Consider the following 12,781-nt stretch of genomic DNA (forward strand, 5'->3'; position numbering starts at 1 on the left):
TTTTCTTTTAAAAACGATATCCTATTCTAAAACCAATATCTAAAATGGCATCGTTGATATGTACGTCGACATCATATACATATCCAATACCTGCTGAAAACTCATATTCAAAATTCTTCGCAAAACTTCTTCTAAGTCCCCATTTAGGAACTACTGTAAGGTGATTATTAATCGATAAATTATAATTAGAGATAACAAATAAATCTGGATTAAAACTCGTTTTTATACTAAAGTAGTTTCCTGTATTATTACTTATGTTTTTACCAAGTTTTTCTCTTCTCTTTAAATTGTAATAGTATCTCGGTTCTAAAGATAGCGTAGGAAACATTACATATCCAGTTTTAGGATAATAGCTTCCTCCAAATACTCCCATGTTTAACCCTATTTCCGTTTTCAAGGTAAATTCATTTCCTATAGCAGTTTCATTATAAGCCCATGCACCAAATAATCCTGCCTGAACACCATAAATAGATCTTTCAACCAATCGTTCTTTTTTTTCTTGTGCTCTTATAATATTTGAGCTTAAAAATACTGCGACAACTAATAGTAGTAATTTGTTTTTCATAACTTAAGTAGTTCTATTTTAAAATTAGACACTTGAAAAACAAAGACTATGCCCTAATTTAGAAATTCTTTAATCTTACTTGTTAAATCTTTGTTAGATTCTATATAACTCATATGGCCTAAGGGTAAAAAAGTAATAGGTGTTTTTGTTCTTGTTGCTTCCAATACCAAAAACTCTTTATGTAAAATAGGATCCTTTTCTCCAGAAATAATTAGTCTTTTCTCTATTTTTTTCAAAACAGTTTCTCTATTTTTTCTTTCTCTCATTCCTTTTGTAGCAGCAATATATCCTTGCACTGGCGTTTTGAGGGCATCTTTTTTAATTACTTCAATTTCTTTAGCAAATGTTATACGTGAAGTTTCTGCAAACAAGTTAGTAATAGACATCTTTACCAAAGCTTCGTAATTGGTTTGTGCCATTCTACAAGCTCTTAATCGTAATTCTTTTCGTTCTTCTGAATCAGCTTGAGATGTTGAATTGAGTAAACATATACCGGTTACTTTCTCTATATATTTTTCTGCAAAAGCCAATCCTACATAACCTCCCATTGAATGCCCTATAATAGTTGCTTTTCCAATTTGTAACGATTTCAACACTTCATTAACTGCATCAGCCATTTCTTCCATAGTATGTACATATCCTATACACCCAGTTTTTCCGTGACCTAATAAGTCAACACAAATCACTCTATGCTTTTTCACTAATTCTTCCGAAAGCTCCTTCCACATTGATGAATTTTCTAAAAATCCATGAAGTAACAATACTACATTTCCTTTTCCTTCAGAAGAATAATAAACTTTATTGTTTTTAAACTCTATAAAATCTTGCATCGAGCAAAAATATGTATCTTTCATCAGTAAATTAGATTCAAAACCTTAAAATGCTCGTTTCTCCTTTTAAAAACCTCTCCAAAAAACAGGAACAAAAATTCACTTTTCTTCTTATTTTTTCTACTGCCCTCTTATTAATGAGCATGTTGTATCTAGACAGCTTTTTAAAAAATGATGTTTGTAAACATGGAATTGTAAGCTTTCAACTTGCTAAAGATATAACTACCTCTAACGAAATTATTAATTCTTGGAATCAAACTTCTCAAATAGCCTGCGGAATTAGCTTAGGCCTTGATTTTCTATTTTTAATTTCTTATCCCTTACTAATTTCTATTCTTATTCATAGTTTAAATGAAAAACTATGGCTAAAATCATCCATCTATAATTTTAGTGTAATTCTCATCTTTTCTTTAGGGTTTGCGGCTCTCTTTGACGCCATTGAAAATATTGGCCTTATACAATTGTTACTCGGAGACATAAAGCAAATATGGAGTTCTATAGCTTATTATTTTGCCATACCTAAATTTGTGATTATAGTATTTGGAATTATTTACATACTTTTCAACTTTGTTTATTCTTTATTTCAAAAAAATCATAATGAAATTCTCTAAAGAAGTTTTAGTTACAGGCTTTGCATTGTTCTCTATGTTCTTTGGTGCAGGAAATTTAATTCTGCCTCCATTTTTAGGAAAAAATGCTGCTGATAGTTGGTTTTTAGTAACCCTAGGTTTTTTTATTACTGCTGTAGTTATACCTATTCTAGGAATTTTAGCACACGCTAAATTACAAGGAACTATGTATGATTTCGGAAAAAAGGTTTCTCCAAACTTTAGCTTATTATACTGTTTAATTGTATACGCTATCTCTATCGCATTACCCGCTCCTAGAACAGCTTCTGTAACTCATGAAATGGCTATTCAACCCTATTTCTCCATCTCCTCTTTAATTACCAGTTCTATTTACTTTGTGATAGTATTCATTTTTGTAATGAATCGATCTAAAATATTAAATCTAATAGGAAAGTTTTTAACTCCTTTGATTATACTTATTTTACTAAGCATCATTTTTATTGGTGTTTTTGCAGCTCCAGAAACTATGAATGCAACTGGATTTAAAATCCCATTTGTAGATGGCCTTTTAGAAGGGTACCAGACCTTTGATGCTATTGGAGCAGTGGTAGTCGGTGGGGTATTAGTAATTTCTATGAATTTTAAGAAAGATGTTTCTTTTGAAATAAAAAAAGATCATATAATAAAAGCCGGTATCATTGCTGGTTTAGGTTTACTAATTATTTACGCAGGATTGATTTATAATGGGGCTCTATTTAGCTCTACTTTTTCACAAGATGCTAATAGAACACAAGTGTTAACCAGTTTGAGTACACAAACACTTGGTAACATTGGAACTGCATTTTTAAGTATATTAGTTGCTCTAGCTTGTTTTACAACCGCAGTGGGAATTATTACAGGTACAGCAGATTACTTCAAAGGTTTGTTTGGCAACTCTCAAAAAGTATATTCAATTACCGCTGTTATTGGCTGCATTTTAGGAATTGTTATAGGACAACTCGATGTACATGATATAATAGTTATAGCCTTACCTGCATTGATGTTTATTTATCCAATAACTATTGTTCTTATTCTGTTAAATGTGATTTCTGAAAAGTTCGCTACCCCAATAGTATTTAAAATGGTAGTGCTTGTAACCTTTATATTTAGTATTCCAGATTTTCTACAATTTATAATTAATAAGGAGTATTTAACTGGAGTTATAAATACCATTCCTTTAGCTCAACATCACTTAGGATGGGTACTTCCAGCAATTATTACTTTTATTATAACTAATCTAATAAAAAACAAAGAGCTTGTATAACACAAGCTCTTTGTTTTTCTATGAAAATTATATAGATTTTTAAAATCTATAACCAATATTAATTCCAACTCTAGGAACAATACTTCTCGAGATATCACTAAACATATTACGTCCTAAACCTCCATGAATATCAACAACAAATCCTCCATCAGAAACATACTTTGATCCTATTGCAATACCCAAAGCTCCATCTGTGTATTTTTGAACAGCTCCATCAATATTTCTCTCTCCTGAATTTATCCCTAAGAAAACCTCTCCAAAGTAATTCCAATTTCTATTATCTGTAAAATAATGACGGAAATAAGGAGTTACCATTACTTCTTCATTATACCTAAAATCTGCACTAGATTTTTCAAAATTGAATAAAGCAGATACCCCTACTGATGATTGGTTACTTGTATAATGCTCATAAGACAACTCTAATGTTTTTATAGCCAAAGCATCCAATAAGTCTACTTTTACCTCTTGCTGTGCTTTTGCAAGTGAACTTACCAATAACAATGTTGCTATTACTAATTTTTTCATGTATTTATTTTTTTGATTTAATGTAATTACTTCAGCAATTATAGTACCACAAAAGTAATTAAAAGAATTTATTAATGACATCCACAATTGGTATCACAACTCTTATTTGTGCTCCTTTTAGGTAAAAATTTCTTTATCAAATAAACTACCGATAAAATCACTAAACCATATGCTATTACTTCTTGCATTTAACTTAATATTTGATACGCTATTAATGATGATACATAGGCCAATAATCCCATTCCTATTAATTGTATTAACGGCCATTTCCAGCTTTTGGTTTCTCGCTTTACAATTGCTAAAGTTGCCATACATTGCATTGCAAAAGCATAAAATAGCAATAATGAAATTCCAGTAGCAAAATTAAAACGTTTCTTTCCTGTACTTGGATTTATTTCTGCTGCCATTTTTTCTTTTATTGTAGAGGTATCTTCATCATCATTTTCTACACTGTAAATCGTAGCTAATGTTCCTACAAAAACTTCTCTCGCTGCAAATGAAGTAATTAATCCAATTCCTATTTTCCAATCATATCCTAAAGGTTTTACTGCAGGTTCAATAGTTTTACCCATAATACCAATATATGAATTCTCTAATTTTGCCGAAGCTATTTTCTTTTCAACCTCATCTTTAGAAAGCTGAGCATTTTCAACATTTTCTAAAATATTTGCCTCTACGTTAGTGTAAGATGATGGACCGTGCGAAGCCAAAAACCATAAAATAATAGAGAGTGCTAGAATTATTTTTCCTGCATCAAATACAAAAGCTTTCGTTTTTTCGAACACATCATAAAACACATTCTTTAAAGAAGGTAGTTTATAATTTGGCATTTCAATTACAAAGAGAGAAGTATTCTTAATTTTTAAGGTTTTATGTAAAATATATGCAGCAATAATAGCCATTGCAAATCCCAAAATATAAAGACTCAATAGCGTTAAGCCTTGCAAACTTATAAATCCAAACACCTTTTTACTTGGAATAATTAAAGCTATTAAAATAGCATACACTGGTAACCTTGCGGAGCAAGTAGTAAATGGAGTAACTAAAATGGTAATTAAGCGTTCTTTCCAACTAGAAATCGTTCTCGTAGCCATTACAGCTGGTATTGCACAAGCTGTTCCTGAAATTAATGGAATAATACTCTTACCACTCATTCCAAATCGACGCATAATTTTATCCATTAAAAACACCACTCTACTCATATAACCTGTTTCCTCTAATATGGCAATGAATAAAAATAATATGGCTATTTGTGGAATAAAAATTACAACTCCTCCTATTCCTGGAATAATTCCATCTGTTATTAAATCGGTAAGCTTACCTTCTGGAAGTTGTGTTTTGGTAAACTCTGAGAAATTAGCAAAAACTTCATCAATAAAATCCATTGGCGTAGAAGCCCATTCAAAAATTGACTGAAAGATTAACAATAACAAACCAAAGAAAATTACGTACCCGAAAATTTTATGTGTAAATATTTTGTCTAATCTACTGCGAATATCAGTTGCTTTAGATTTATCAACAACATATGTCTTTTTTAAGGCTTCATTAATTCTTTGGTATCGAAAAATCGTTTCTTTATGCTGGTAGCGCTTTACCTTGCCTAAGTCTGATTGAAAATCTTTAATTTCCTCTTTTTCTTCTTGTGAAATAGTGTCTGGAAAATAGTTTTGAGTAACCATTAACCACAACTCATATACATTATATGTTGAACTTGTCTTTTTTAACTCTTCAAAATAGTTTCTATCAATTTTTTGAGAAATATCAAAAACCGAGTCTTGTTTTTCTTTAGAAGTTATCGAAACCAACTTCTCCTTTACCTTAACTACTTCAGAATTATCTCTAGCACTTATCAGAACAATTTCAGTTTCTAATTCTTCTTTTAACAAATCAATATCTATAGAAATCCCTTTTGACTTCATTTGATCGGCCATATTTATAACCAATAAAGTAGGGATCTCTAAATCCTTTATTTGTGTAAAAAGTAATAAGTTTCTCTTTAAGTTTTCTACCTCAACAACAACAGCAATAACATCTGGTTTGTTAGAATTTACCAATGATTTTAAAACGATACTCTCATCAATTGAGGTTGGGTTTATGCTATAGGTTCCTGGTAAATCAGTAATAAGTGCCTTTGAACCATCAGGTAATTTACAAGATCCTTGCTTCTTATCTACAGTTACTCCCGGATAATTCCCAACTTTCTGCTTTAACCCTGTTAACTGGTTAAACAACGATGTTTTCCCTGTATTTGGATTTCCTATTAAAGCTACATGAAGCTGTTTACTCATGAATTAAATTTTAGTAATTAAAATTTTTGAAGCAGTATCCTTACGAATTGATAAATGACTTCCGTTTACACAAATATAAAGAGGGTCTTTTAACGGTGCTATTTGTAAAAGTTCTACTTCAGATCCTGGCAAACAACCCATTTCTAATAATTTTAATGGTATTTTATCTAAGCTCTCTTCTAAGATAATACCCTTTTCTCCAATATATAACGATGCAATTGTACTCAAAAAAACAAGTATAAGTTAGCTAGCAAATATACTAAAATAGAATCATTCTAAACAACCTGTAAATCATTTATAAAATCTGTATGTATAAACCTTATATTTGCGTATGACTTTCGATGAAATAATTGGCCAAAATCATATAAAGAAACACTTAGTTCAATCAGCAGAAAATGGTAGAATACCACATGCACAACTATTTGTAGGAAAAGAAGGTTCAGGCACCTTAGCTACTGCAATTGCTTACGCACAGTTTTTGCTTTGTAATAGTGCTCCGAACCCTGAAGTTTGTAATCTAAAATGCAACAAGTTACAACATCCTGATTTACATTTTGCTTTTCCCGTAACTACAAATGATACTGTAAAGAAACACCCAGTAAGTAGTTTGTTTATGGAAGATTGGAGGTCTTTTATTGATAAACAACCTTATGGAAGTTTATTTAATTGGCTACAACACATTGGGGTTGAAAATAAGCAGGGACAAATTGGAGTTGATGAGGCAGAAGAAATCGTAAAAAAACTTCAGTTAAAATCATATGAAGGTGGATTTAAGATAATGATTATTTGGATGGCTGAAAAAATGAACACCGCAGCTTCAAATAAACTTTTAAAACTAATAGAAGAACCTCCTAACAAAACGATTTTTTTACTAGTTGCTGAAGATGAAGGTCAAATTATCAATACGATAAAATCACGTTGTCAGGCAATACACTTTACACCTGTAAGCAATCAAGATGTTGCAAATGCCCTTGTTTCGAGAGAACAAATCAATGAAAATGAGGCTACAAAAATTGCCTATCAATCTGAAGGAAATTATAACAAAGCACTTCATATTTTACACAACAACTCTAACGACTTACAGTTTGAAGAGTGGTTTATTACTTGGATTCGTGCTGCCTTCAGAGCAAAAGGAAACGCAGCCGTTATTCAGGATTTAATTGGATGGTCGGAAGAAATAGCAAAATCTGGTAGAGAAACTCAAAAGCAATTTTTACAATATTGTTTACAGTTTTTCAGACAAGCACTTTTATTAAACTACGGAACTCCAGATTTGGTGTTTTTAGAAACTCAAACAGCTAATTTCGATCTAGCAAAATTTGCTCCCTTCATACACAGTGCGAATATGTTAACCATTGAAAAGGAAGTAGGAGAAGCGCAATATCATATTGAAAGGAATGGAAATGCTAAAATTATTTTACTAGATTTATCTATTAAACTAACACGTCTTCTACATACAAAAGAAGAAAAAATTCAATCTTAAATTATGAATTCTAAATATTTATGGATTATTGCAATTTTCGGAATGTTTTTTGCTGCATGTAAACAAGAAAAAAAAGAAGGACAAGAAACGGTTCTTGAAAAAACAGCATCAAACAAACCGTTGTTAAAAGATTACATGGTCGGAAACTGGGAAACAAGCTATATTAAAATTGAGTACCCTACCTACCAAAAAACAGATTCTACTTCTGTTTTTGAAGATGACTTTAGCAACGAAAACTCTGGAAAAGCACAATCTACCTATAAAGATGATGGTACTTTTACCGCTTGGTTTTTGCAACCCGATGGCACAAAAGTTGGAAAAAGCGGAGGTAACTGGAAAACAAAAGGAGATAGCTTGTATGTAGATTATCCATATTTAGGCAAAACAGTCCAGGCCTGGTATAAGATAACACAAACTAAAACCGGCTTTAACGGAAAGGCAATTTACGATTGGGACAATGACGGAGAGTTTGATGACATTTTAATTATGAAATCGAAAAAACTTAAATAATTGGTCATTTTAAACAACATTTCACTTAGAATAAGAATCTTTTTGTCAATGATATTATTAATATTATTGGCTTCTATTCTTATTGTATTAGTAACTATTTATCAATACGACGAACAAACAAAAGATTATAACGTTCATCGTTTAGGAAGAAAAGAAGATGCAACTCGACACGACATTGAAATTGAATTAAAACACAAAACTACTTATCCGGTAACCACAGAGAATCTATCCAGAATATTTCAAGATAGAATTTACGAAATGGCAACCGTACATAAATTAAACATTCTTATGTACGATATGAATGGTAAGTTGTTAAAATCTTCCAAACCTTTTAATTTTGAACGAGTTGAAAACCTACCACAATTATCTAAGGAGGTTATTCTAGAATTAGCGAATAATTCTAACCATAGAATTTTAAAAAGTCGTAAAACTGGTGGAGGAATTACCTATCAATCATCTTATACCTATATTAACGACCTACGTTTTAAACGAATAGGAATTCTCGAAATAGAAATAGCTCAAAATAACGAAGAACAAAAGAAAGAACTAGAAGAGTTTATTTCACGTTTGGCTGTTGTATATATTTTCATGTTTATAGCCGCTATTTTGTTGGCTTATTTCTTATCTGCATACATCACAAGATCTATACAAACCATTTCAAATAAAATTAAAGAAACACGCTTAAACAAACGAAACGAAAAAATTACACTAAATTCGGCTAGTTCAGAGATCAACTCTTTGATTGATTCATATAACAATATGATTGATCAGCTTGAGGAAAGTGCCGTAAAATTGGCGCAAAGCGAACGTGAACAGGCATGGAGAGAAATGGCGAAACAAGTTGCCCATGAAATTAAAAACCCACTAACACCAATGAGGTTATCTGTGCAAAGTTTTGATAGGAGATTTGACCCTAATGACCCTAACATCAAACAAAAGATGACAGAGTATAGTGAAACACTCATACAACAAATCGATGTAATGAGTTCAATTGCTTCTGCTTTTTCAGATTTTGCAAAAATGCCTACTCAGAAAAAAGAAAAACTTGAAGTTATTGATGTTGTGAAACACGCGTTAGATATCTTTACGGAAGATTATATTCATTATATTCCAAGTGAAGAAAAAATTTATGCTAACCTAGATAAAACGCAATTAATACGTATTATAACGAACTTGGTGAAAAATGCCACGCAATCAATGCCTAAGGGAAGTAAAACACCAAAAATTGAGGTAAAAGTTGCTTCGAAAGGAACCAATGTAAAAATAACTGTTGCCGATAACGGAAAAGGAATCAAAGAAGAGAATAAAAAGTTAATTTTTGAACCTAAATTCACTACTAAAACAAGTGGAATGGGATTAGGTTTACCAATGATAAAAAAAATAATTGAAGCATATGACGGTACCATCACCTTTACATCAAATGAAGGTATAGGAACTGTATTTACTGTAATGTTACCAAAAATTTAAATCATGAATTTCGAAAACATACTAGTTGAAAATTCAAATGGATTAGCAACTATTACCATCAACAGACCAAAAAAACTAAACGCGTTAAACAAAGCTACTATTGAAGAACTTCATAGTGCTTTTAATTCCTTAGACCAAGACAACGAAACTAAAGTAATCATAATAACAGGAAGCGGTGAAAAAGCTTTTGTAGCTGGTGCTGATATTTCTGAATTTGCACATTTTTCTATAGAAGAAGGAGGAAGTCTAGCTCAAAAAGGACAGGAAATCTTATTTGATTTTGTAGAAAATTTATCAACCCCTGTAATTGCTGCGGTTAATGGGTTTGCTTTAGGAGGAGGTTTAGAATTAGCCATGGCGAGTCATTTTAGAATTGCTTCTGACAATGCTAAAATGGGACTACCTGAAGTTTCTTTAGGGGTTATTCCAGGATATGGAGGAACACAACGCTTACCTCAACTTGTTGGTAAAGGAAAAGCGATGGAAATGATTATGACTGCTGGAATGATTTCTGCAGAAGAAGCAAAACAAGTAGGGCTGGTAAACCATGTAACCTCTCAAGAAGAATTACTAGGATTGGCTGAAAAAATTGCCGGAAAAATCATGAAAAACTCTTCTGTAGCCATTGGAGCTGCTATTAGAGCTATTAACGATAACTTTAAAGATGGAGTTAACGGATATACTTCCGAAATAAAAGAATTTGGAAACTGCTTTGGGACCGAAGATTTTAAAGAAGGAACTACTGCCTTTTTAGAAAAAAGAAAACCTCAATTCCCAGGAAAGTAAAACTCTAAAAATAAAAAAGATAGCATTTTGAAACGTAGTTTTAAATGCTATCTTCTTACTTTAAGGGGAAATAAAAATTTTTAAAAAGGGGATTAAAAATCTTTGGTAAAAATATACTTTTGATATCAATAAACAAATCTTTTTTTATTTTTTTTACACAATATCTTAAAATTTGTTTAATTCATTTAAAAGTTCGCATTCCACTCTTTGTAAAATTGCTCCAGAAACTGCTTCATAAAATCGTCTCTATCTTGAGCTAACCTTCGACCTGTTTCAGTATTCATTTTATTCTTCAATAATAATAGTTTCTCATAAAAGTGATTAATTGTAGGAGCAGTAGATTTCTTATATTCTTCTTTCGACATATTCAAATTAGGCTTAATTTCAGGATCATACAATGCCCTATTCTTAAATCCACCATAATTAAAACAACGTGCAATTCCAATTGCTCCAATAGCGTCCAACCTGTCTGCATCTTGAATTACACCCAACTCCGGAGAACTAAACTCTTGATGAAAGTTCCCTCCTTTAAAAGAAATATTCTTGATAATATTCTCTACGTGCAAAATCACATTTTCATCAACTCCTTCTTTGCTTAAAAAAGCTCGTGCCTTTTTAGGACCAACAGTTTCATCTCCATTATAAAATTTGCTATCTGCAATATCATGTAATAAAGCACCTAAAGCTACTACAAATCGATCTACCTCTTCCTCTTGAGAAATTAATAACGCATTTCTATAAACTCGCTCAATATGAAAAAAATCGTGTCCTCCTTCTGCCCCTTCTAAAGTCTCTTTAACAAAGGATATTGTATTTTTTATTATTTGTTCTTTATTCATATGTCAAAAATAAAAATCCTGTACAATTATGTACAGGATTTTAAAAACTTAATATATTATTTTCTTATGCTTCAACAGAATTTTTAATAAGACTGTTTGCCACTAAATATTCTGCAATTTGAATCGTATTTGTAGCAGCCCCTTTTCTAAGATTATCGGAAACTATCCACATATTCAATGCATTTTCTCTAGATAAATCTCTACGAATTCTCCCTACAAAAACTTCATCTTTCCCTTCTGCATAAAAAGGCATTGGGTATTCATTATTCTCTATATTATCTTGAACAACTACACCATCTGTTTCATTCAAAACTGTTCTTACATCATCCAACTCATAGTGGTTATCAAACTCAATATTTACAGATTCACTATGTCCTCCTACTACAGGAATTCTAACTGCTGTTGCGGTAATTCCAATACTTGGATCGTTTAAAATTTTATGTGTTTCTCTAACTAACTTTAACTCCTCTTTAGTATAACCAGCTTCTTCAAAAACATCACAATGAGGTAAAGCATTCTTATGAATTTGATGAGGATATGCAGCCTCCCCTTCAATACCTTTTACTTCATTTTCTAACTGACGTACAGCTTTTACACCAGTTCCTGTAATTGATTGATAAGTAGAAATTACTAACCTATTAATTCCATATTTCTTATGTAAAGGAGCCAAAGCCATGACCATTTGAATGGTAGAACAATTTGGGTTTGCAATAATTTTATCTTCTTCAGTTAACTCAGAAGCATTAATTTCAGGTACAATTAATTTCTTTGTAGGATCCATTCTCCATGCAGATGAATTGTCTATTACCGTCGTTCCTACTTCAGCAAATTTAGGCGCCCATTCTAATGAGGTGCTACCACCTGCTGAAAACAAAGCTACATCTGGTTTCATAGAAACAGCAGTTTCTAACCCAACTATCGTGTAGTTTGTTCCTTTAAACTCTAACTGATTCCCTACAGAACGCTCTGAAGCTACAGGAATTAATTCTGTTACAGGAAAATTACGTTCTGCTAATACTTGTAACATTACATTACCTACCATTCCGGTAGCTCCTACTACTGCTACTCTCATTTTTTACTTTTATTTACGGTAAGTTGCCAATAGCCAACATCTACCCATTTATTAAATTTATATCCAACTTCTTTAAAATGCGCTACCTTTTCAAACCCAAACCTCTCATGTAATCTTACACTAGCTTCATTTGGTAACGATATTCCTCCAATTAATACTCGAAACTCACTTTCTTTTAATGTATCAATGAGTTTTGTATATAATTGAGTTCCTATTCCTTTTTGAATTGCTCCTTGCTTCACATATACGGAAACCTCTGCTGAATTACTATAAGCGCTTCTCGTATTCCAAAAGTTTGCATGTGCGTAACCAACAACTCCTTGTTCATCTTCAAAAACAAACCAAGGAAAAGACTTTGTTACATCAACTATTTTATTTTCAAAATATGTCACAGTAACAGGAGATTCATCAAATGTTGCAATATCGTTTTCTACATAATAATTGTAGATGTCTGAAATCTCCTTTGCATCTCGTATGCTTACACTCCTTATCATTTCTTTTAAATACTAGTACAAAGGTTTAAAAAAATCAGATTAGTTGTATC

The 12,781-nt window shown here is 31.6% G+C and carries 14 protein-coding genes; 6 read left to right on the forward strand and 8 right to left on the reverse strand.

Annotated elements, in window-relative coordinates:
• Window positions 1–7 precede the first annotated feature (7 nt).
• Window positions 8–565 (reverse strand): hypothetical protein, encoded by a 558-nt coding sequence (locus ABNT22_RS18190; RefSeq protein ID WP_348718157.1) that lies wholly within the window; start codon window positions 563–565, stop codon window positions 8–10.
• Between the two features lie 53 nt (window positions 566–618).
• A complete protein-coding gene (locus tag ABNT22_RS18195; RefSeq protein WP_348718159.1) occupies window positions 619–1,395 on the reverse strand; it encodes an alpha/beta hydrolase in 777 nt (258 codons plus the stop codon).
• 50 nt (window positions 1,396–1,445) lie between these two features.
• On the opposite strand from ABNT22_RS18195, the gene ABNT22_RS18200 reads away from it, so the two are divergent.
• Window positions 1,446–2,006: a hypothetical protein gene (locus ABNT22_RS18200; RefSeq protein ID WP_348727188.1), complete on the forward strand. Its 561-nt coding sequence runs from the start codon at window positions 1,446–1,448 to the stop codon at window positions 2,004–2,006.
• On the forward strand, window positions 1,993–3,267 hold the full coding sequence (gene brnQ / locus ABNT22_RS18205; protein ID WP_348718161.1) for a branched-chain amino acid transport system II carrier protein: 1,275 nt from the start codon (window positions 1,993–1,995) through the stop codon (window positions 3,265–3,267). The genes ABNT22_RS18200 and brnQ overlap by 14 nt, the downstream gene beginning before the upstream one ends.
• Before the next feature lie 39 nt (window positions 3,268–3,306).
• On the opposite strand, the gene ABNT22_RS18210 is transcribed toward brnQ, so the two are convergent.
• The 3 genes from ABNT22_RS18210 to ABNT22_RS18220 form a co-directional block, all read right to left on the reverse strand.
• Complete coding sequence (locus ABNT22_RS18210) at window positions 3,307–3,792, reverse strand: DUF3575 domain-containing protein (protein WP_348718162.1); 486 nt, start codon at window positions 3,790–3,792, stop codon at window positions 3,307–3,309.
• 188 nt (window positions 3,793–3,980) lie between these two features.
• Window positions 3,981–6,080: a ferrous iron transport protein B gene (feoB, locus tag ABNT22_RS18215; RefSeq protein WP_348718163.1), complete on the reverse strand. Its 2,100-nt coding sequence runs from the start codon at window positions 6,078–6,080 to the stop codon at window positions 3,981–3,983.
• 3 nt (window positions 6,081–6,083) lie between these two features.
• Window positions 6,084–6,308 (reverse strand): FeoA family protein, encoded by a 225-nt coding sequence (locus ABNT22_RS18220; RefSeq protein WP_348718164.1) that lies wholly within the window; start codon window positions 6,306–6,308, stop codon window positions 6,084–6,086.
• A 103-nt stretch (window positions 6,309–6,411) separates the two neighbouring features.
• Between ABNT22_RS18220 and ABNT22_RS18225 the strand changes: the two genes are divergently transcribed.
• From ABNT22_RS18225 to ABNT22_RS18240, 4 genes are read left to right on the forward strand one after another with little or no spacing between them, the layout of a single operon-like run.
• The gene (locus ABNT22_RS18225) at window positions 6,412–7,563 is read left to right on the forward strand and encodes a DNA polymerase III subunit delta' (RefSeq protein ID WP_348718165.1); all 1,152 of its coding nucleotides are present in this window, start codon (window positions 6,412–6,414) and stop codon (window positions 7,561–7,563) included.
• Between the two features lie 3 nt (window positions 7,564–7,566).
• Window positions 7,567–8,073: a hypothetical protein gene (locus tag ABNT22_RS18230; protein ID WP_348718167.1), complete on the forward strand. Its 507-nt coding sequence runs from the start codon at window positions 7,567–7,569 to the stop codon at window positions 8,071–8,073.
• 48 nt (window positions 8,074–8,121) lie between these two features.
• Window positions 8,122–9,540: a sensor histidine kinase gene (locus ABNT22_RS18235; RefSeq protein WP_348718168.1), complete on the forward strand. Its 1,419-nt coding sequence runs from the start codon at window positions 8,122–8,124 to the stop codon at window positions 9,538–9,540.
• Between the two features lie 3 nt (window positions 9,541–9,543).
• Window positions 9,544–10,326 (forward strand): enoyl-CoA hydratase/isomerase family protein, encoded by a 783-nt coding sequence (locus ABNT22_RS18240; RefSeq protein ID WP_348718169.1) that lies wholly within the window; start codon window positions 9,544–9,546, stop codon window positions 10,324–10,326.
• Between the two features lie 185 nt (window positions 10,327–10,511).
• Here ABNT22_RS18240 and ABNT22_RS18245 read toward each other — a convergent pair whose 3' ends face one another.
• From ABNT22_RS18245 to ABNT22_RS18255, 3 genes are all read right to left on the reverse strand, one after another.
• Window positions 10,512–11,165 carry an HD domain-containing protein gene (locus tag ABNT22_RS18245; protein WP_348718170.1) on the reverse strand — a complete coding sequence of 218 codons (654 nt, stop codon included), beginning with the start codon at window positions 11,163–11,165 and terminating at the stop codon, window positions 10,512–10,514.
• Window positions 11,166–11,229: 64 nt separating this feature from the next.
• Complete coding sequence (locus ABNT22_RS18250; protein WP_348718171.1) at window positions 11,230–12,237, reverse strand: aspartate-semialdehyde dehydrogenase; 1,008 nt, start codon at window positions 12,235–12,237, stop codon at window positions 11,230–11,232.
• Window positions 12,234–12,731, reverse strand: a complete 498-nt coding sequence (locus tag ABNT22_RS18255) for an N-acetyltransferase family protein (protein WP_348718172.1) — start codon at window positions 12,729–12,731, stop codon at window positions 12,234–12,236. The genes ABNT22_RS18250 and ABNT22_RS18255 overlap by 4 nt, the downstream gene beginning before the upstream one ends.
• Window positions 12,732–12,781 lie beyond the last annotated feature (50 nt).

Origin of the sequence: Tenacibaculum sp. 190130A14a (genome assembly GCF_964048965.1) — a bacterium.
Lineage (GTDB): Bacteria > Bacteroidota > Bacteroidia > Flavobacteriales > Flavobacteriaceae > Polaribacter > Polaribacter polynesiense.